Origin of the sequence: Ulvibacterium sp. (assembly GCF_028285715.1) — a bacterium.
Taxonomy (GTDB): domain Bacteria; phylum Bacteroidota; class Bacteroidia; order Flavobacteriales; family Flavobacteriaceae; genus Ulvibacterium.
Map to the genome: position 1 here is coordinate 40,723 of NZ_JANQOO010000005.1, position 21,728 is coordinate 62,450.

General features: G+C 40.1%; 20 protein-coding genes. 1 reads left to right on the top strand and 19 read right to left on the bottom strand.

From position 1 onward, the window contains the following. Positions 1-98 precede the first annotated feature (98 nt). The 15 genes from Q0993_RS01470 to Q0993_RS01540 all read right to left on the bottom strand — a co-directional run bounded on the left by Q0993_RS01470 (position 99) and on the right by Q0993_RS01540 (position 15,419). Positions 99-458: an ester cyclase gene (locus Q0993_RS01470; RefSeq protein ID WP_299529107.1), complete on the bottom strand. Its 360-nt coding sequence runs from the start codon at positions 456-458 to the stop codon at positions 99-101. Positions 459-464: 6 nt separating this feature from the next. Beyond that, the gene (locus Q0993_RS01475; RefSeq protein WP_299529109.1) at positions 465-1,022 is read right to left on the bottom strand and encodes a hypothetical protein; all 558 of its coding nucleotides are present in this window, start codon (positions 1,020-1,022) and stop codon (positions 465-467) included. A gap of 105 nt (positions 1,023-1,127) precedes the next feature. Then, positions 1,128-3,782, bottom strand: coding sequence for a hypothetical protein (locus tag Q0993_RS01480; RefSeq protein ID WP_299529111.1), 2,655 nt, complete (start codon positions 3,780-3,782; stop codon positions 1,128-1,130). Between the two features lie 100 nt (positions 3,783-3,882). Next, complete coding sequence (locus Q0993_RS01485) at positions 3,883-4,737, bottom strand: DUF6503 family protein (RefSeq protein WP_299529113.1); 855 nt, start codon at positions 4,735-4,737, stop codon at positions 3,883-3,885. A 116-nt stretch (positions 4,738-4,853) separates the two neighbouring features. Next, entirely contained in the window at positions 4,854-5,243 is a 390-nt protein-coding gene (locus Q0993_RS01490) for a VOC family protein (RefSeq protein WP_299529115.1), read from the bottom strand. Between the two features lie 167 nt (positions 5,244-5,410). Beyond that, positions 5,411-6,856: a cellulase family glycosylhydrolase gene (locus tag Q0993_RS01495; protein ID WP_299529117.1), complete on the bottom strand. Its 1,446-nt coding sequence runs from the start codon at positions 6,854-6,856 to the stop codon at positions 5,411-5,413. Between the two features lie 424 nt (positions 6,857-7,280). Further along, on the bottom strand, positions 7,281-8,171 hold the full coding sequence (locus tag Q0993_RS01500; protein ID WP_299529119.1) for a GNAT family N-acetyltransferase: 891 nt from the start codon (positions 8,169-8,171) through the stop codon (positions 7,281-7,283). Positions 8,172-8,254: 83 nt separating this feature from the next. Then, positions 8,255-8,941, bottom strand: a complete 687-nt coding sequence (locus Q0993_RS01505) for an SDR family oxidoreductase (protein ID WP_299529121.1) — start codon at positions 8,939-8,941, stop codon at positions 8,255-8,257. Between the two features lie 118 nt (positions 8,942-9,059). After that, a complete protein-coding gene (locus tag Q0993_RS01510; protein WP_299529123.1) occupies positions 9,060-10,172 on the bottom strand; it encodes a DUF2891 domain-containing protein in 1,113 nt (370 codons plus the stop codon). A 199-nt stretch (positions 10,173-10,371) separates the two neighbouring features. Next, positions 10,372-11,052, bottom strand: coding sequence for a DUF4386 domain-containing protein (locus Q0993_RS01515; RefSeq protein WP_299529125.1), 681 nt, complete (start codon positions 11,050-11,052; stop codon positions 10,372-10,374). A 189-nt stretch (positions 11,053-11,241) separates the two neighbouring features. After that, positions 11,242-12,108: a hypothetical protein gene (locus Q0993_RS01520; RefSeq protein WP_299529127.1), complete on the bottom strand. Its 867-nt coding sequence runs from the start codon at positions 12,106-12,108 to the stop codon at positions 11,242-11,244. A gap of 66 nt (positions 12,109-12,174) precedes the next feature. Further along, a complete protein-coding gene (locus Q0993_RS01525; protein ID WP_299529129.1) occupies positions 12,175-12,774 on the bottom strand; it encodes a hypothetical protein in 600 nt (199 codons plus the stop codon). 86 nt (positions 12,775-12,860) lie between these two features. Next, positions 12,861-13,337, bottom strand: a complete 477-nt coding sequence (locus Q0993_RS01530; protein ID WP_299529131.1) for a hypothetical protein — start codon at positions 13,335-13,337, stop codon at positions 12,861-12,863. A gap of 148 nt (positions 13,338-13,485) precedes the next feature. After that, complete coding sequence (locus Q0993_RS01535; RefSeq protein ID WP_299529133.1) at positions 13,486-14,205, bottom strand: hypothetical protein; 720 nt, start codon at positions 14,203-14,205, stop codon at positions 13,486-13,488. A gap of 140 nt (positions 14,206-14,345) precedes the next feature. Further along, positions 14,346-15,419 (bottom strand): PIN domain-containing protein, encoded by a 1,074-nt coding sequence (locus tag Q0993_RS01540; RefSeq protein WP_299529135.1) that lies wholly within the window; start codon positions 15,417-15,419, stop codon positions 14,346-14,348. Between the two features lie 344 nt (positions 15,420-15,763). Here Q0993_RS01540 and Q0993_RS01545 point away from each other — a divergent pair, with 344 nt between their 5' ends. After that, a complete protein-coding gene (locus Q0993_RS01545; protein WP_299529137.1) occupies positions 15,764-16,606 on the top strand; it encodes an SDR family NAD(P)-dependent oxidoreductase in 843 nt (280 codons plus the stop codon). Between the two features lie 66 nt (positions 16,607-16,672). Here Q0993_RS01545 and Q0993_RS01550 read toward each other — a convergent pair whose 3' ends face one another. The 4 genes from Q0993_RS01550 to Q0993_RS01565 all read right to left on the bottom strand — a co-directional run bounded on the left by Q0993_RS01550 (position 16,673) and on the right by Q0993_RS01565 (position 21,723). After that, a complete protein-coding gene (locus Q0993_RS01550) occupies positions 16,673-18,214 on the bottom strand; it encodes an amidohydrolase family protein (RefSeq protein ID WP_299529139.1) in 1,542 nt (513 codons plus the stop codon). Between the two features lie 82 nt (positions 18,215-18,296). Continuing rightward, positions 18,297-18,890: a Crp/Fnr family transcriptional regulator gene (locus Q0993_RS01555; protein ID WP_299529141.1), complete on the bottom strand. Its 594-nt coding sequence runs from the start codon at positions 18,888-18,890 to the stop codon at positions 18,297-18,299. 88 nt (positions 18,891-18,978) lie between these two features. Then, positions 18,979-20,529: an ankyrin repeat domain-containing protein gene (locus tag Q0993_RS01560; protein ID WP_299529143.1), complete on the bottom strand. Its 1,551-nt coding sequence runs from the start codon at positions 20,527-20,529 to the stop codon at positions 18,979-18,981. A gap of 159 nt (positions 20,530-20,688) precedes the next feature. After that, positions 20,689-21,723, bottom strand: coding sequence for an aldo/keto reductase (locus Q0993_RS01565; RefSeq protein WP_299529145.1), 1,035 nt, complete (start codon positions 21,721-21,723; stop codon positions 20,689-20,691). Between the last annotated feature and the right edge of the window lie 5 nt (positions 21,724-21,728).

The following is a 21,728-nucleotide window of genomic DNA, read 5'->3' on the forward strand; positions in this document are numbered from 1 at the left end:
TTTTCATATGTCATTGAATTTATAGGGTTAAATTTATAAAAATACTGCCCATGGTCCCGGCAGTATTTTCGTCCGAAATCTTAGGGTTATCCTACTTTTTATTCTCGCGGCATTGGTAAGTTATGTTGTCTTAAAAATGAAAGCTTATCCCAATATCCCCTTTGAAATCTTATTTTCCCGTCCTCAATTTTAAAGAAACCACAGCCACAGAGTCCCAGAGGGTCTTTCCATTCCAAAATGCCCCAATCGTTATCCTCAAAAATGTGCTCAATAAGGCATGTCATGTCTGCTTGGCTAAATTCATTTTCAAACATTTCCCGGATCGCCATTTTTCCAACAACGGGTTGATTGGCCACTTGATGATTAACGGCGTCATCATGATAAAACTCCGAAAGCTTTTCAGCGTTTCCTTGGTTAAAGGTTTCCACCCAATTTTGTATTACCTCTTTTGGCCTCATTTTTATTCACTCTTTTTTTGGTAAAAGAATTCCAAGTATTGAAAATAGCCCAATACAAAGTAATACTGCCCCTACTACCGGGATTGTTCCATTGTGGAGCACCATATGCCCCAATCCAATCATTAACGCCCCTATATTTACGATGATAACTTGCCATTTTAAATTCATAAATAGACCATAGGTGGAAACACAGATTCCCGTATAAAAGAGTGCCGGTCCAATTATCAGAAAAGAATATTGTATTGACGGTGTATTGGAAATAATTTCAAACAATTTCCCTTTTGTTTCAGGGTCGCTATGGGATGCCCATAGTATAAAATCAAGTACACACATTCCCACTATTCCTCCTATACCAAAGGTCATAAGGGTTAGACCTATATTTTTTGAGAAATTTGATGGTAGATGAAACCACAATCCAAACATTAAGATAGCACCTATGAGAAGTGCCCAATGGGCATAATCAATGGGTTGTTGTGACATCAAGAACTCGTAGCCAAAAGACATGAGTAATTGACTGGTAATTATTAAAATTAAACCTATGGCAATTGATCCTTTTGATTTCATGTTCATATATTTTTATTTCTTTAGGGACACAGCGCCCTGGCCAGAGGGAGTAATGGCCCATAGCCGCTATGAAGGCCTTAGATATTGTCTTCTACGCTGTTCATTCTATTTTTCGATTATTCTCAAGTAGTCGAGCATAGCAGTATTCACATTGACATCCATATTATTATTCCAATCTTCAAAATGAATTTTTATCGTATTGGCACCTGATTTCATTGACACTTGGAGACTGTTTGAAAAGCCCCATTCCGACCACTCGTCCTTTCCTCGTTGCGGAAAAACCAATACACCTTGGTAGCTATCATTTACGCTTAGACTTCTGATAGCGCATTTATTGTTTGTATTCCAACGCCCGCTACCATTTGAATAATGCAGGTCTATTACATATTCCGAATCTTTCTCTACCATTACGTTCAATTCGATTACCTTGTTGGTATCGGTGCTAATCTCAACAAATCCTTTTCCGGAATAATTTGAATATGGCAGTTTTGACCTAGAGGCAAAATCTTCGATTTCAACCTTTTTTAAGTTGTTGGCAAAAACGACTGGCTCGCTCGTAAATCCTTCAAAACCATTTTTGTCCAAAGCACTTATGGTATAAGAAGCATAATTATCGGCCGCGACTTTTAATTGGGATTTTGTTGTCGTTTCTAAGAGCTTTCCATTTTTATAAATCCTATATTCCTGTACATCAGGGATAGGCTGCCATTTTAAGAGACTACCTTCCTTGGATGCCAAGATAGTAGGTAAAGTAAAATGATTTTCAACAAGGTTGATACTTTGATCAGGAAATTCATTGTTGGCCAATTTAATGATGATGGTATGCTCTCCTGACCAATCTTTTGGAATGAAAGCATCCTTTGTTTCCTTGCCGTCAATCGTAACCAACTCGATTTGATTACCATGACCTTCCACCGTGATATTCAAAATTGAATTTCGATACTTAAAATTCGAAAGTGTTTTTGTGCCCCCATACGCCTTCGTTACTACAGGATTAAAAAATAAACCGTCGTTCTGAAAGTCCATTCCCATGAAAACCCTATGTACCATTGCCAAATTACCTGCCATGCTCCATAACATTCGATGGGAATTGATCTCTGTACCCAAAAAGTCACCTGTTTCGGCGACCATGTTTTCATAATTGGTCAAAAACAATCCCGCTGCCCGATATATGCTTGCCAAACCATGATTAAGGACCGCTTCATTGCCTGTTTTGGCTGCAGCCCAATTCCAATAGGACTGGACAAAGGGCCAAATACCATTGTTGTGATAGGGTGGGATACCCGGAATTTGTGGATAAATACAGGTTGCCCCATATTCGGTTAACGGGGATTTACCGATAATGGATATTGCCTGTTCCTTATCGGCTACCCCGAACAAAATGGCTAAGGCTTCCCCCAATGCCTCATAGCGGGGTGACTGGACCAGATCATCCCTTCCATACAGAAATTGGGCGTAGTACCCTTTATCCTTCATCCAGAGATAATCATTAATGCCTTTTTTTATTTTTGCGGCCCTTTCGTCATACACTTCATAAGACTCACCTTTTATTTTTGCCATTTCTGACAATATGCGATGGGCTTGATAGTGGACTACATTCGTTCCCAAGTTTTGGGAAACATAAATATCTTTGTTGTCCATCCATTTTGGATAGGTCTGTTCCCGCCAATCCAAGAAAGAAGATTCACCGGAATACAATCCTGTCCCCGTGTCATAAATGGTTTTGTAATCATCTTCCAAAGTGTTCTTAATAATCGGGTAAACTTCATCCAACCACCCTTGGTCACCTGTTGCCTTATAAATTTCCCATGCCGCCAATACCCAAGTAGTCCTATCCGTAGAAACGGGCCAAGCTCCTCCCGAACCCGTATCTTGTATAATCCGGCCTCGTTTTACCTTTTTTCGTAAACTAATTTTACCCACTTCTGGCTCATGATAGGCAAAGGCCAGCAAAATACTATAGCTCACATCCCTTGTCCAAACACCGCCCCATTTTGCGCCTGTTCGCAACGTACTATCAGGTTCTATGTTTTTTCTTGCCTCTTCCAGGGACAAGTTGAACAAGGCATCGACCAAAGGTTGTTCCGAAGTATATTTCGGTTTCTTGGAGATATCCTCGGACAATTTCCATTCTTTCTCTCGATTCTCTTCTTCGTTGTAAGGATTCAATTTGACAGTTATGCTATAAATATCAGGATTGTCAGTAGGGGACAACTTTAGGCCATTGTTGTCCAAGTTCACAAAATCCCATGTCAAAGGCTCGGAGCCTCCGGCGATATAAAATCCCTTAAAATCGTCTTTTGCAATCTTGGAACCATTGTGGGATTCGTAGTACCCTTTTTCTTCAAACTGTTTGAGTACCGGAGAAACGTCCACCTTGAACGTATATTCAAAATTCGTTGGTAAATATGTTTCAGGTTGATCTGGAAAAGGCTGGGGCCTCTCCCCAAAAGTAATTATCGGCGATTCATGCTCTTCTCCAATAATGAGCCAATGGTCGCCACCAGGAGGTAATTCATTATCTTTTTCATTAATACTGAATTTGAATTTAACTAGTCTGGAAAAAGTGGTACTCGCCGGACTTTTATAATTTGATTTGAGGTGGGTAGGAGAAACAACTTCGGCCACATTATCTCCCTGAACGACTTTGTCTTTGTAAATAGCAAATTTATCGGATTGGTATAAGGGCTCTTTCACTTTTTCCGGATTGCATGAAGCAAGTATCATAAATGGAATGATTGAGAATATTTTTTTTATCATGGTTTTTCTTTTTTTGTACACAACTCTCGGCTATGATTTCGCTCCTCCCGAATACCTAGAAGGAATTATAATCCTTACTGGCGTACATTATTCCCCGGTTTTATTGTCGCTTCGCAAAGTTCTCTTCGTTTAGAAATGTAATGGAATAATCTTCATAGTGGAATTCCCCCCTTAAGAATTGCTTTTCCCCAAATTTATTACATCTATAGCTTTTTCTCCTTCTTGGAAAGGTTAGTCCTCCTTCCTTGGTCATGAATTCGTTTTCTATCAAGGCATAGGTCGGTTCGTGATAGACCATGGAGCTTAAAAAAGTGCCATTGTTTTTATCGAAATGATACCACCACACATCTTTGGTGGAATGATTTGAATGTTTCCTTGGTTCATAGGTCGCCTTAATGGTATGTACAGTATCAGTGGCACTTATAGTTTTTAGCCCTTCATAGGTGAGGATCGTACCTTGGTCCAAAAGCTTAAAGGGCATTCCAAGGACATACATAGCACTGTTCACAGTAGATTTTACGGTAGCGCCCTGCTCAATAAGACTATCATTCTTGAATTTTCGGGAAATGGAATCATTATGTACAACTAAAAAGCTATCCCTTTGGATGACCCATGCTATTTTTATGCTTTTTTTAGGTCGAAATACATAGTGGTGCCGTTGCGTTGTTTCAGACTCAATTTGGCCATTCTCTAAAAACAATCTTGTTGTTTTCGTATATTCCAAGGAGGCTATGCTTTGCCATTTTTCTAGTGTTCCGGCGGAATCTATTGCGTTTTCCACTACATGTAAAGCTGTAGTCTCTTTTGAAGTATCATCCATTTTCCCCTTTTCTTTTGAAAATTTACAGGAGGTGAAAATGTTTCCGGAGATACAGATGACCAGTAATAATTGCGTGGCATTCCTTATGAAAAATCGAAATAGGAATAACAAAGGGGAAGTAATTGTATTTTTCATAACGGATTAATCCTGGATTGGAATTAACAATGCCTGATGTAGGTTAACGGTGAGAATGGGCGTTGCCTTCTTATAGATAGCTATGATTTCATTGTAACTCCATCTTCTTTTGCGATTTAAAATTCAAAGTCCTTTATTGGCGCGGAAATATCCACTAGGGTTCCGTTTGGGTCTTTCAGTAATAGCCTTCTTTGTCCGTAAAACGTATCCGTAGGCTCGCTTATAATTTCAAATTTTTCCGCTTCCGCGACCGCAAACACCTCGTCCACATCATCAACTACGAATGTCACATAAAACCCTTGGGGATGGTTTTGAAAGTCCTGGGGCACTATTTCATGGGTTCGCTTTATGATTCCCAATTCCAGTGCTTTGTCCTTTGCGATTAAGTGGACGAACCAATCACTATCGTAGTCCACAGTAAAATCGAGTAGTTTAGTGTAAAAATTCCGACTTTTCCTTAAATTATCGGAACAGATATTTGTCATTATCCGATTTATGTTCTGCATTTATGTCTTCTAGTTTGAATTTCGAATGTTTAATCAAAATGTTCTGCAACAGTCTCCTATATCTGGGTTACGTGCCCACTGATTTAGCGGTGGACGTGCCGGCGTGCTGCCTAAAACGGAGTTTTCCATCGTAGCCCTAAGTTAGCGAATGGGTTTTAAATTTCTGGTTATTCCACAAGGTTTATCCTAATGGCCAGATCAAAATGGTAGTCGGGACCGTCAAGACGAAGATCTCCTGCCCTGTGTTCCACCATATCTTCCTGAATTTTGATTCCGGTTACCGGGTCAATATATTCCACCATATACTTTCCAAAGGGAATACCAAGCCTATACCAGGAGTTTTTACCACCTTCCACATAAATGGCATATTGCTTTCCATGGTTTGCCAGGGCGTACATGTTTTTATCCCCATAATAGACCACAAAAATTTCGGGGGCAGGCTTCATTTTTACAAAATCGATACTTTTAAAAAATGAGGCTAGCACACTAATTTCGGAACGGACCCTTGGATCGCCACATCCGCGGTAGCCATCACAACTGAACTCTACTTTGCCCTTGCCATCCTCATGGCCCACTTGAAACGTAAAATCAAGGTTATTGTACAATGAACCACCACACATCAAATACTTCCAGCCCTGAATGCGGTATGCATTGGAGTACGTGGGCATAAGACCGGTTTCGTTAAAGGAAAACGCCTTTGGGATACGATGGTAGTTTAATCGTACGGAGACGGCATTTTTGTCGTAGTGGTGATTGAAAACCGATATGTTCTTCCAATAGGCTGTCAGCTCATCATCGCTGATCACCCTGCCTTCGTTGCAGTAATCAATGGATAGTAGATGTTTCTTTGGAAGTTTGTTCTCCTCTTCCACGATCCAGCCCGACATTTCCCGAATCCATGCCTTTGTTTCATCCCGCGGTGGGCTGGAGAATCCAGGTTGTTCCTGGTTTGAGAACCAAGGTTCATTGGCAATGTTGATAATTAAATTATCATATCTATTTAATTCGGATACGAGCTTGCGTACATAGCTTTTCTGGTACTCCAAAATAATACCGTTCGAAAGCGTCATGTACTGATTCGCATCGATTTTAGTGGTCTGATTGATGTTGTTTTTCCGGTTCATAGGCATGTACTCCCAATTCATGCCTTCAAAAAATAGGACACCTTCCACAACAATTCCCAAATTATCCGCTTTGTTCATAAATTGGTGCAAGCGTTCAAAATATTCGGGGTTCCAATTATCAAGATCAAACCTATTCCCGCCCAAAGCGTTTCCTGCTTGCGTACTTCGCATCCATGGGGCCAGAAATTTTCCGCTATCGGGGGAAAGGGAATTTCGAACGATGCAGAAATCCCCCTCTTTTTCGGCATAATCGCCCAAAAAAATACGGGTATGGTTAAAGCCTTCCCGGTGAAGCGTTTCCAAATACAACTCAAAATTAAAATCGGGATTGATTACCGATCCATAGTGTTCACCGGATGTGATTAAAACCGTGGGTTTATCCCTAAACTGGAAGTAATGGGGATTCTCCGGATGTAACGCTATGGGCTGACTGTATATTCGATAAAAAAATCCCAAAGAAAATCCTAGGATGATCAGTAGTTTTTTCATTTTTTGCTATGGATTGGCGTATAGATGCTTTAGGGGCATGCTGATTTCCCTCAAAGATTTGATGATGGTTCTTATACTTTATCGTTGCGCATTCTCAAAATAAGAAATTTGCGCGTTATTTATTTTCCTTTGTACGCTTTACTTTATCAATCTCCCGATCTATGGTTCTCAGCTTTTCCCCAGGAATCATGACTTTATCGATACCTCGTTCGGCTGTAACTTTCAGTTCAAGTAATTATTTTTCTCTTTTAGGGTTAATACGAAATGTTGAAGATATTTTACCAATGGCATCCTCTTTATATTCTTATTCCAGTAGTCCTTGTAATTACTTCACTGGTAAGGCCTAAGTTATATCGGTCATCATCCTTAGGCTCTCATTCTAAACCTTAGCCAAAATTAATCATCAACATTGTAATAACCCATTTTAACCTAATTCAAATGTGGTTATTCCAAATACTTTATCCATGGCCATTTTCGGAAAGTCCCCATAGTACATTCTGGCACACTCAAAAGTGTATTTGGTCTTATATTTCTCCATGAGACTAACGGCACCCTCGTTTACAACTGGAATATCGAGATACACGGACTTGCCTACGGCTGAATTTAAACAAGCTTTGTACAATTCTTCGGCAACTTCATAGTTGTTGGCAAATAGAGGCCCTATTTTAAATCCAGAGTCAACCTTTCGGATAACGGTATAGCCTTCAAGTTTGTCCCTATTTGTAAATTTAAAGCACTTGCTATTGGGAATCGTTATCCAGTTTTTTAAAAACTCCTTTCGCTCATATCCAAGACATGTGCGGTCATAATTCGCTAATTTTTCAAAATCTTCGGTTTCTATTTTGGATACGGCTTGGTTTACCGTGGTTTCTTGACCGATACCCTCGAATCTTTCTTCTCTATAGGCAATTTTAAATCCCCCTTTTTCATAAAAACCCTGCATGGCAACCACCCCATCCATACCAATGGTTGCTCCCTTTTTAAGTCTTTTAAGCAGAAGCTCCCTTCTCAAATACCAAAGTTTTTTTCCGATGCCAAAACCTCTAAATTCTGGTCGTACAATGAATAATCCCATAAATCCAAAAACTTGATTGTACGAAATGACGGCACCTCCCGCGATCAATTTGTCTTCAAGGTAAAATCCATAATAGCCGTTTGGGTCGGTCTTCCAAAAAGCATCAAAATCGTTTTCCCCTGGATTCCAGCCTTCTTTCCTTGCCCAGTCAACCAATATTTTTAAACCCTGCCTATTGAGTTTTTTTAATTCGAATTGTTCCAAGCTTATCTCCACTTTTTGGTCTGATTTAGTTTTCAAAGTAATAGGGTATACCGGTCTCGGAGAGGATTTTGGCCCATGTCCTATTTATGAATTAGGGTCATTGTTAATAACTGTTCGCTTTATAACATTGTCGGGATTTCTATTTCGTTTATGTTGGTTCTATTTGACAACCTTAAAATACTTTCGATGATCGTAAAAATATCCGTTAACGGAATGGCATAATCCATGGGTGTCTTGGTTTCCGCAAAGTCTTTTACAACTTCTGGCGTTGCAATATAGCCTGGTTTTAGCAGGGTAACCCCAATTTTGTCTTCCTTTACATTTTCTCTCAATGCCAATACCAGACCTCTTAATCCTAACATGGATGAGGTATTCGCAACTTCCTTTCCGCCACCAAGGCTTAGTTCGGCTATGGCGGCTCCCGTAATAATTATTTTTGGATTTTCTGCAAGACGTAGGTTGGGCAATAACTTTTGAATTAATCGCATAGGACCCAATAAATTGACATCCAAAACATTCTGCAAATCATTGTCTGAACAACTTTCGAAGTTGTATTTGTCGGTAAAGGCGTTTCTTTCCCAAGTTCCTCCAAGATACAGCAGGCCATCAATTGGTCCACTTCCAATTTCTTGTGTTGTTTTTTCTATTTCTGCCGGATTTGTAATGTCGGTTTTGATCCACTTTCCAAAGGGCGATGGTCTACGGGAGAGTGTAATTAATTCTTCGCACCTATCGTTTAAATATTCGGCAGTGGCTAATCCGATTCCACTGCTGCCTCCAAAAATCACTATTTTTCCGTACTTCATTGTGGTGTTTTTAATTTAGATGGTCTGTAACTTTGCTGCTAAGCTACGTCTTAAGACCGTTGGGCTGCTGTGGGCCATGGTTTTTTTCAGATTTGTGAATTCCAATAGCGCCTAGGATTCATTGCTGCACCTCGATTTTCGTTTTAAAGGCATACAGGGCAAATGAGCCTAACCAATGTTGTCCGGCATAATCCCCATCCGTAATCTTGGAAAGGGAGTATTCCAAATGCTGGTTAGCCAAATTATAGGCATTGACATTGTCCTTTAAGGGGTAGAGACACCAGGCCCTTGAGAAATTCACCCCATCCAAATGAACCAAATGCCCATCGGAACGGTCCTTTACCTGTCCAGGGCGTAACGATAAGTTTTGATCGAACAAAGCCGGTAAAAACGCTTTGGACCAGGTTTTAAATTCTTCCTCAGGGAGCACCTTGCGCATGATGTCGATTTCCTGCAAACAAGGGGAGAGGAAATCATGTCCACTGGGTTCCCAATCGATTGGGCAATCTTTGTCATTGCTATAGAATCGAAGGGCAGCTTCCCTTATGGCGTTGGCCAAGGCTTTGTTTCCAACGGTTTGTGCGTAGTCATAGGCAAAACTAATCCCAAAAGCGGTATTGGTATGTGTACCTACCCGAATGGGATACACCAATTTTGGAAGATATTCCATGTAGGCATTTGAAATATAAGCTTCCAACGGTTTTAGGTTGTTGTACCACTTGTGGGCCATGGGATTATCCCAAGTGAACAGCTCTTCTTGAAGTTTGAGTAACCAGGCCCAGCCATATAATCTTTCAAAAGATTTGCTTTCCCGATTCAATGAAAAATACGCCACTTCTTTCTCGATGTTTTGGGCCGTAAGATTTTCATCAAGCATTTGGATCGCTTCTTCTTTTTTGGCCAAGTCAGGGAAGGTTTTCAACAAATAGACCAATGACCAATGCCCGTGTACCGCGGAATGCCAGTCAAAACAGCCGTAGAAGGCGGGATGGTGATCTATAGGCATGGCCAAATCACTTTCCTGGGCGACTACCAACCCCGATTTGTAGGGCAATGGATTTTGAATACAACCCAGTGGTAATTCCATAAGCCGGTTGGCCTCTTTGAGGTCCAATTCTATGGTTTTGGTGTCCTTGACAGGAGGTGTTATAGCGGGTTCTTTTTTTATTTCAACAATACAGGAACCTAATAAAATGCCTATGCCAATTGAAAGGAGAAATCTACGCTTCATTGTTTTTTGGGTCGATGATTTTTAAAGATTATATTTTTCTTTCCATTGTTTGATGCTTTATCCGTGTCTACTATCAGGGCGGTAATTAGCTGTGGCTAATGGCCTTGGTATGACTCCTAACTGCCAACATGCCAAGGGCATTGTTCCCCTAGGGTAGATCTGAAATTTATCTTGGGTCGAATTTAATTTTTGGAACGAATTAATCTTCCAATACTTTTACCTTCCACCCTTTGATAAGCAGCCAAAACATAAAGAGTAACTCGCCAAAAAAGGTAACCATAATATAGTCCATTTTAAGCATTGGAAAAAAGAAAGTCCTTAAAGTATCCAATAAATAGCCTATTCCGGCTATAATCAAGAGAACTCCAAAGACTTTTGGGATATAGGAGGCCTTAAACACCAAAGCGCCCAGCAAAATCAGGTATATGCCGAAAAAAACAAAAGCAAAACCCCATTGAAGATGGAAGTTTTTCACATAAAGTAAGACCTCGGAATGAAGTACGCTGTCAAATGCAGTGAGATAATCTGATTTTTGCGTCAGGTTCAGGACACTTATTAGATTTAATAACGCTGCCAAAGTGATTACTGAAAATACAACACGGAAAAGCGCAGTTAGTAGGGAAAGATTTTTATTTGCGGGCTTCAGAAATAGGTATAAGGACCATGCCACCAACACATCGCAAATCAAGGTAATTAGATGAAGAAATATACCTGTAGTAAATAATGAACGATTTTCTGTTATGTTGTTGAAAGTAATCTTCGCATTTTCATAATCCACAAGTTTGGGAAAAATAACGAATTCCGCTATCGGCACGGTAAGTACCATGATAAGGATTCCAATTCCCGAGATTAATCCTGCTTTTTGAACTTCACTTTTCACGATTCAGATTTTTAACACACTTTCCTAGTTGTAAGGACGAAAAAATAGTCAAAATAGTTGCCAGGGCCCTTTGAAAATTAGAAATTCCTTAAATTATTAGAGCCTCTCATAAGGGTTTTGTTTTCAACAACAAAAAACCTAAAGTATGGGCCGAAATCCATGTAGGCCCAATGTTTTCAATAGCGCCGGCTAATTTAAATTCACTTCAGTAATGAAAAATTCAGCGGTTTCTTTTTTCCCTCTGGGGATATATAATTTTTTGCTGTTGGCAATGAATTCAATATCGCCAAAATAGGTATCATTTCCCATCAGCTTATGGATACTGTTTTCCCCGTCAAAATAGTAGAGACCGCTGTTTTCCACAGTGGTTAAAAAAAATCCACCCTGTCCATCAGGGGATAATCCATCAAAATCCTGGACAGAAGGACTAAATTCAATCTTGCTTATCTTTTTAGAATCTATATCGATTGCACTCATGTCCAAACCTGCTACAAGCACCCTCTTGTTTTCGGCTAACAGACCATTGGCCCATTTAAGCCGTTCCGAATCCTTTGACCATACTTCCAGTTTTCGGTTATTCAGTTTTAAAATGGCATGGACAAATGAGGCTGAAACGTACACATCTCCCTTTTCAGTAATGGCAACATCATTTAGACCTGAATTGGCGATTGGTTCAACAATGCGATCAATGATTTGCCCCTTTTTCGTATTCACCAAAACCAGGGCATTGACATCCGCGACATATAAAATCGAATCGTAAATTGCCATTCCCGTTGGCCTGCTAAGACCTGCTATCCATTTTAAGTCCAAGAGCTTCCCATCTTTTGATATTTTTGAGATAAATCCATTGGTCCCCGGTTCATAGTTCATACCATTTGTAGCATAAAAAACATGATGTGCGGTATCATAGGCAATGCTCTCAACATTCAGCAGACCTTCGTTAACGCCCCAGGTTTTTGTTGAAGAAACTTGCCAATACGGATTATTTTTATCGGGTTGGTACTTACAGCCGATAATTATAAAAAATAGGGAAAGTATTGTAATTCTTGATTTCATACGTGCTAGCGGTCCGGCTATGATTTTATCCCCAGTGCTCTGGAGGAATTATAGGCGTTTTTATGCTTAGTTATTTTTCCAGATACCGAATTCAGTCCGAATCAAGTCCAGAAGATTGTTGAAGTAAATCAGTTCGTCGACTTTTTCATAAATCTGCAAATACCTTTCAGGATTCCTATAGGTAACTTGATTTAATTTGTTGCTCCATCGAAAGCAAATGGCATAGCTTTCACCATCCAGGATTTCTGTTTTTTGCCAGCTTAAAACCTTAATTCCCATATCTTCGACCATTTCAGGGTTCTTTTTAAGCTTCCATTCGATTTCCGACATATCCGGTAAATCTAGAATACGGGTTTTCAGTAAACTCCACCAAACTTTTTCTAAATTCTTATTCGATGTTAGTTCGCGTTTTTCGATTTTCAATTTAGCTGTCATTAGGACCTTGGCATAATGATCAAAAAATTCCGCTCTCCAGTTTTTTGAACTGTCTTGATACATTCTAAAAATACCTGTATGATTTGTAACCCCGAATCCTTTATATATCCGAATCTCGCTTTCGTGATTTAGTGAGTCCGTCAATCCTAAGTCGCTGTTCAATTTTGTCAAGTCCTGTCCAAAAAGGCCAGAACTGGAGAGAATTAAAACTAGTACAAAAACTTCAGTCATAATTAAACACAACGGAATCGGCCGTATTAATAGTTAATAGATTTAAAGTTAGTGAGAATCTAGTAATGAATTATAGCCATTGTTAGCTACTGATGCTTTTTTTCCATCTCCAGTTTTCGTTTGAATTCCTCCAGTTCAGCTTTTGTCAAATCGTCACGGTTAATAGCTGAAATTCCTGCAGAAATTGGACTTGCGATTGTCAAGGCACAAATAAGTTCATTATTTATTACAAGCCCAAGTCTCAAATCCGCGATATGTGCTTTTTCTGTTGCGCTAATCCAGTCCTCAGTTGCTTGTCCTTCTTTAAATCGAATGCTTAGTCCATTCGTTCCATATACGCTTACATATAATTCCAGTTCGTCGAAGTCTTTAATCTTAACTATTGGTGCAGGGTTCAAAACTAGTCTTTCTCCGCTTTTGAATAACTCTTTTTCAATCCCTTCATTCCCACGTGTTTCGAAGTACCAACCTGTTTCAAGTCCATCTTCATCGATTTCCTGTGAACATATTTGTCCAATTGCTAAAAGAATGAAGCCCGTGAAGAGTATTAATATTTTTTTCATTCGTACTTATAGCCAAAGGTCTCAGCTGTGATTTGTAGGGGTTTTGGAAATCGTTAGATTTCCAGCAATTGCAAATCCAGCCGTTGATGGTTTCTAAGTTTCAAGTTAACGAAAAGCAGCTATAAATTATAACCCTTGTTAGGTACAGTTATTTGCTGTCGGGGATTTTTCCACTTGCCCATTGTTCAATTTGCTTTTCAGCGCTCGGTATATATGAAAGCTGTTTTGTTTCTATTTCCAATGTAGCTAACGCGAGAATTAATATTTTGTGCTCAGGTTCAGAAATGTAATCCTTGAGTTGCCTGTTAATCAAATAGCCTAAAACTCTTAATTCCGCATTACTTTCTTCAAATCCCGAAGGTATTAATGGTGCTACATGGACTTTTTCATTTCCAATTTCCGCGGTATAATTAAGCTTGCCATCTTCATTTTTAATGGATAAGACCTTAATATTTGTCGCTATTAGTTTTTTTTGATTTTTAATTTTGTTGTTCCTTAGAATTCTTTCCAAGTCTTTTGTATCAAAATTAGTTGGAAAGGCGTTTCTCGAATCGTAGGAACTTAATATTCGTTTGTTCAGTTCGTTTTTTATTTCAGGGCATTCGTTCTTTAAAATCGCTCCTATTTTTTGATTAAATTCCGCGATATTGTCAACAAATACCAACATTTCCTCCTGATTCAGAATTTTATGAATTCCTGCCCTGACTTCGGATTCATAACATTCATTGATTCGTAGGTTCACGTCCGTTTTAGCCGATACATCTCCAACACATTCGCACATTTTATCTGCAACTTTTTCAGTTACTGATTTGATGTCCTGTCCCTTGACAGAATAGAATGCAGCCAAAAAGATTAAAACTTTCAACATAATTTTCATTCGTCAGATAGAATTTTGCCTAACGGTCCAGCTATGACCTCGTGGCCAGCGCCAGACATTTTTTAGTTGATTGAAGTTAGGAAAAAATGACCAAGCGATAAGCATGGGCTATAGCCATTGTTAGGCAACGTCTATTCGAGTGAAATATCTTCGGGAATTCCCTTTATGATTCCTTCCAATTCCCACTCCCAAATTGCTGGTTTTCCAGGTAAATCAACATATACATTTAATTCAATTGTCAACTCTATTACATCAGAAACTATTTGACTTGATTGTTCAACTCCATAATATCTACCATCTTCCTTATCATAAAATCCTGTACTTAAATCGTCATAACCGATTTCAACAGAATAATGACCTTTTAGATTAACTTCCACAATTGCCTTATTGTCATAAATAGACAAAATAGAATGGTCTAGGTAATCAAAATCAACATCCTCAATACTTGCTAGATAATATTCATACCCATAACTATTATCCAGACCCTCAGTAGGAAATACGATTTCAAACTCTTCAATAACACTTTTTATAATTTCCTTTTCACATGTTGTAATTGTTTCTTCAACTTTGGTTACTATGTTTTCTTCACTATAAGTATAGCTTATTAAGTTTAGTAGTTTATCATATTCTCTTACCGGGATTAGCCTTTTGCTTTTAAAAGAAAGAAAATCATCATCATCGCTTAAAACATAAATCCTCTCATTTTGCCTTTGACACCAACTTTCTAAAGAATTTAGAACGAAAGCATCTGGAAATTCGTGCTTTTTTCCACCTTCTCCAAAAGGTGGATCTTCTTTAAAATAATCTTTAAGAATTTTGTTGGTTTTATCAGTGTCAATTGGGATGTTAAGAAAATTTTCATCAATTAACTCTAGAAACTCTTTTTTAAGTAAATTCAATTCATTTTCGGTATCAAAACTCTCTTCAATTTCGAAAACTTGTTTCAGTGTTTCAACGTTCTTTAAGATTTTGGCTTTGACATTTAAGTTTCTCATCGCCTTCTTAAATAGATTTTTTCCTTGTCGAAATTGTTTTTCAATATTTGATAAGCACTCTTCAACAGTTATTTTGGTTGTATACAGTTCAATTTCCTGTTCTTTAGCATGTTTTATTAGAGCATTTAGTTTGATTCCTGCAAAGAAATTTTCTTTTATAAATACGGAGGTATCAATAAAAATCTTTTTGGTTACTACTTCTTTGCTCATGTTTTTTGAATGTTGCCTAACGTAGAAATATAGATCATGATCTATATTTCTTTTATATGCGGAACTAAGATAAGAGATCTTCGCCCCCTTTGAACGAAGTTTCCATGGCATATATATTCCAATTCTTTGGACGGCATTCCATTCGATTTTATATGTGGTAGATGTCAATACTGCCTCGGCCGGGTCCATTCTTTCCTCTCATAAAAGATCTTCTGTTCCCTTTACCCATGCTGGGGTTGTCCGGATTTATCAAGGATGCCGGATTTCGGACATCCCATTTGTTTTTTTAGGATAGGTTTGGTTCAACAATAATTAAGCGAGGTTCCCCGCTAAAGTTTGGATCTATGAAAAAAATAAATTTTAAGGACAAGGTAATATGGGTAACGGGAGCTTCCTCTGGAATCGGGGCATCCCTGGCCCTGCAATTGAACAAATTGGGGGCAACGGTAATTGCCTCTGCGCGTAGGAGGGATAAATTGACTATGTTAAGGAAGCATAGTACGGATTTTCAAAATTTCATTACCCTGCCACTGGATATCACCGATGCGCGCTCAATCCAGAATGCTGTGGCCCAAGTTCAGCAATTGGGTCGTTTGGATTGGGTCATCCATAACGCAGGCATTGCACAAAAAGGGTTGGTCATTGAAACCGGACTGGATGTGGATCGTCAGATTATGGAAACCAATTTTTTTGGTACAATAGCCTTGACCAAGGCGATCATGCCCCTATACCTAAAACAAGGATATGGCAAGTTTGGAATCGTGTCAAGTTTTGCCGGGGTTATGGGTATCCCTGGAAGATCGGCCTACGCGGCCTCAAAACACGCGCTTCATGGCTTCTTTGAATCCCTCAAGGCAGAACATATGGGTTGTTGTAGGCTCAACATTAGTTTTATACTTCCAGGTTTTATTAATACGGCCATAACAGCCAAAGGGCTTTGTGGCGATGGAACGCCCTATGGAAAGGTAGAGACCTCCCATCAATTGGGCATTACGGCCAACCAATGTGCTTACGCTATAATCAAGGGATTACAAAGAAAAAAAAGGCGAATTGTTGTTGGGAAGTTTGAAGTGTATTTGCTGTCCATCAACAGGATTGCCCCAAGATTGGGAAGCTACATCATCAAAAATCATCCCATGCGGAAAATACGTACGCTTAAATCCCGGTTAAATTGGTCCGCCGGATAATAGAACAGATGCTTTCTAAAGCTGCATACTATAAAGTTTTGGAAACCTTAATTTGGTTTGCTCCTATTATTTCGTGTATTCTGCAATATCGACCGTCCGGCTTGCTTCGTTGCTGTTTTTAACGGCATTGAGCATATCGTTGAGCACCGATTTTTCATAAAACCGCCCATTGACCATAACCGAGTTTATGCTCCGGGTGTTGGCAATGTCCTTTAGGGGATTTTTTTCCAGTAGTACCAGGTTGGCCTTGGCCCCTTTCTTAAGAATGCCAGTATTCTTGCCCAACCATTCCCCGGGCACCTTTGTAACGGACAGCAATACCTCCGTCGGGGACATGCCTGCCTTATTTAAACTGAGTAATTCGTCGTGCAACGAAAAACCGGGTACTGCACAAGGTACATTGGCGTCGGTTCCCGCCAGTATTTTTACACCCTTGTCGTTTAGGTTTCGCAGTGTAATCCTACATGCCTCGGCATAAGCGGCCCAAAATATTTTTATTCGTTCTAACTCCGAGGGCGTAAAGGTTTCCACATCCAAAATTCGATATCGATTCACGGCCGGTAACCATCCCAGGCCGGGAATATTTTTGTCCCACTCACTTAAACCGGGGTTTACATAGGCCAGCTCCACTTCGCTTAATATCTGGTCTATATTGAATTTTTGTTGTACAAAGCTCTCCATGAGCCAGAGGGTGGTGGTTACGACGACATCCTTTTCGGCCAACCTTGGTGCTAATTCCTTGGTTTTTTTGTCCACTTTGCTCAGAAAACTATCGGCATCCGCTTGGTTCTTTATGGCATCAAATCCCCCGTTGTCCCACAGTATCGGCTTCATGAGTTCCTCCAAGTGGGCTACCTCTTCCTGGTTGGACCTTAAAAAGCCCTCATAATCCACATCATAGGGAATATGGCCTATAACATCCAAGTCGCTTTTTGGAGCGAGCTCATTTAAGGAGGTATAACCGTCCGTATTTAATTGAGTATAAATCTTGATGCCATCATAGCCCTTGTCTACCGTTTTTTCGATAAGCCGTTTCGCCTCTTCTTCATTACTGACGGATTCAAATCCTTGGGTCCAATTCATAAACCAGCCCTCAACCCTTCCAAAGCTGGCTATTCTTGGGGAGGCAATGTACATGTCCGGCCCGATCCGTTTCCCTTGCCCAATTTCCTGTCGCCATTGCAAATGAACTTCATCGCCCATCATTTCCCGAATTTCCGTAACCCCATTGGCGATATACAGCAGTAGATCGTTGGGGCTCTTCAACAAGTGCACGTGGGAGTCTATAAGCCCGGGAATCAAGAATTTATGGGTCCCGTCAATGATTTTTGCGTCCGGGGAAGCGTCTATAATCGAGTCAATGGATGCAATGATGCCTTCTTTTATCAATACCGATTGATGGGGTATAAAGCGTTTCCCATCTTCGGATAGGACGCTAATATTTTGAATCAGGACAGGATGTGCATCAAGAAGGAATTTATCGGGGGCCACTTTCTCGGTAAGATCGCCATATATCATCTGTATTTTGCGTTCCGAGAAATACCAAAGTAATACGAAGCTCAGGGTAAGCAACATAAGAATGTATTTCCATATTTTTTTCCTTTTCATAGGGTGCATTTTTAAGTACGTAAGACGATAATGCGAAGATGATTTTTTAAGCTGACCAAAACCTGACACCTTTGTGACAAAATCATTTTTTGGCGATTCTTTTTCGAATCCTACTCAAGGACTGTCTTTCAATTCCCAGAAAGGAAGACAAATGGGTTAAGCTTACGCGATTCATCAATTCCGGATGTTCCCTAATAAATTTCAAATACCTTTCTTCCGCGGTATAAAATAAAAAGCCTTCAATGCGATCGTTTAGGATCGTTAGGGTCTGTTCGGCCATCAATCGACCGTATAACTGCCCGTTCGTGAATTCCTCGTAACTTAATTGAATAATGGTATAGGGTATGCCAATAATTACGGAAGGTTCTATGCACTGTAGAAAATATTTGGTCGGCCGCTGTTGTATAAAGGCCGGATAGTCTGTAAGATATTCGTTTTCCTTGGCAAAGCCTGTTGTGATTTGATTGCCTTTTTCATTGATGTAGTATCGGCGTACAAGACCTTCGGAAATGAATCCCATGTCCTTTTGCACCTCTCCCCGTTTTAGGAAAAAGTCCCCTTTGCCATACGCCGTGATTTTAAGGTCAGGTTTAATGGAATCGATTTCCTGGGGGGTGGAATGGCTCAAATTTTTTAGATAGGAAGTAAGATAGTTTTCATATTTCGTATTCATCATGTGTGTATTGTACGTGTGATAAACTAGATTACTGTTTCTAGGCAATCATGCAAATTATAGGCGAAAGTTAGATTGGGCCTAGAGAATATTACCGCAAATTTTGCTTGATTTCATGTATTACTTTGGTGCTCACCCAATAAATATCCTGATTACTGGTATAAAATAGATATTTTCCATCCTTGGTCACAAAGGGGCAATATTCATAATTTTTGGTGTTTATTTCTTTACCCATATTTAAGGCCTTTGTCCAAATGCCATCTTCGTTCTTAAAACTTATATACAGATCGCCACGGCCAAATCCATTATCCCGTGTTGAACAGAAAATGATGTAAGACTCGTCCGATGAAACAAACACATCCGCTTCATAATCGGCCGTATTGATCTTATCGTTTAATACCACCGGTTTTTGATAGGTGCCGTTTACATTCCTGGAATAATAGATGTCGTAGTCCATTTTGGTCGGATTGTGGCCGTTCGATGAAAAATATAGAGAACCGTCCTTGGTAAAGGAAATATAGTATTCGTTTCCTTTTGTGTTGATATTAGTGCCGGCATTAATGGGTTCCGACCATCCTTGCTTTTCTTTTTCGGCATACCAAATGTCGACGTCCTTTGGTTCTCCCATGCCGTCCAAGGCCCTTTTGGAAATAAAGTACAATCTGTTTTCATCATTGGAAAGAAAAGGGTCATTGTAACCATATTGGGCATGCGAGAAAATGATTTCGGGTTTGCTCCATTGATTGTTTGTCATTTTGGAATACCGAATTTCACTTTTCCCGTTTACATCTACCCCGAAATAAAACTCGGTGCCCTGGGCATTAAAAACAGAACCAAATTCGGATTCTTCGGTCGAAATAAAATTTGGGGCAAATAATTTCGGGATATGCCCCGGAGGTTTTTCTCCCATATATTCACCCTTCATAGTGAAATTACGAATTTGGCTTTCATCGCCACCCAGGGACAGCAACAATTCATAGATTTCCTGGGCATCGACTCGTTTTGCTATTTCCAGTGGGGTACTTCCCCGTTCGTTCTTGGTATTGCTATCGACCCCTAATCTCACTAACTTTTCAACAAACCGTGTGCTCTTGTTTAACAAGGCACGTTCCAAGAGTGCAGTTCCATAATTTTCAACCCAAGAATCGTTTGCCTGTAATTTTTGAAGCCGATCAAAGGAGTATTCATCATTAAAGTTAACGGCTACGATCATAGGTGTCCGTCTTTCATTGTCCTCTAGGTTAATCTCGATTCCCCTGTCGATTAAAAAGTCAAAAACTTCTTTTTTTTGGCAACCTATGGCCCAATGTAGTAGCGACCTGCCCCTGTCATCTTTTTGGTCAATATCTTGATGGACAAGTAGTGAATCCAACTGGTCTAAGTCTCCTCGGCACGCTGTTCTGAATACGTTTTGGGACATAGCGGTAAAACTGGTTAGAAGGAGCGTTAGGAGTATTACCTTTTTAGAGTTCATTTTTCGGATAGCTGTAATGATTTTCATTGAAATCCCAATATAATACCAGGCCAACGAACCATTCTCACGGATAGTATTCCCTTGGAAAAGCCAGTCATCAGTAGGATCTTTCCCAAGAGAAATCAGTCGGCCGCCGCTTGATTTTAAGGTTGGTGTTAAACATGCCATACCCACCCCAATTTACACTTTTATCCTGTGTCATGGGTTGTTGTTGGGAAGTTTGGGAGGTTAAGGTCATTTTCAACCTTTTAAGAACCCCTTTAGTAGGAGCCAAAAAAATAGGACTGTTCTGAACAATCCTATTTTGTCGAAAAAAGCATTCAAAGTTTAATAGACATTCGGCCGCGTATGGATTATGTTTTCCAATTGGCCTCCATAGGTTACGGCCTGTGTGGCCTTTAGAAAATCATGTGGAAATCCCATTTCAATGGCGCTTTCCTTCTCAAGTAGGGCCATGTCCCCGGAATTCAGTTCAAAATCGATGCTCTCCAAGTTAGATTCGATATGACGCAGTTTGGTGCCACCGAGTATGGGAATCAACCCTTGTTGTTTTACAAAACTGATAGCTACGGTAGCCGGGCTTACGTCATTCTTTTTGGCAATCGCTATGACCTTGGCGGCTATACCCAAGTTTCGCTCCGAAAGCGCGGCAAATTCCGATACATCCAACCTCCGGTTTCCTTTATCATCATCCGTATTGTACTTTCCGGTCAAGATTCCGGAGGATAGGGGAGACCAGGCCAGGGTGGTCATCCCTTCATCCTTTGCCATGGGCAACAATTCGCGTTCCCCGGTACGTTGTATCAAACTGTATTCGATCTGGGAAGCCTCGAATGGGGTCAATCCGTTTTGTCGGGCATACATATTGGCCTTGCTGATAACCCAGGCGGGGGCGTCCGAAACTCCTAGGTACAACACCTTACCCTGCCGTATCATATCGTCCATGGATCGCATAACTTCTTCCACCGGGGACATAAAGTCCCAAGAGTGAAGCCAAAAGATATCGATATATTCCGTATCCAAGCGTTTGAGGCTTCTATGTAAGGATTGCATCATACTTTTTCTACTGTTGCCGGCCCTATTGGGGTCGGTTCCGGGCATGGCATCCGTATACTTGGTGCCTAATACAATGGAATCCCTTTCACTTTTAATAAACTCGCCTACAAATTTTTCGCTGGTTCCTCCGGTGTATATCTCGTTGGCGGTATCGATAAAGTTTCCCCCCGCCTTTATAAAGGCATCGTACATCTGTCGACTTGTTGCCTTGTCCGCACCCCAGCCGGCCTCAGTACCAAAGGTCATGGTTCCCAAGGCGATTTCCGATACGCGCAATCCTGTATTTCCCAATAATCTATAGTTCATTTTTT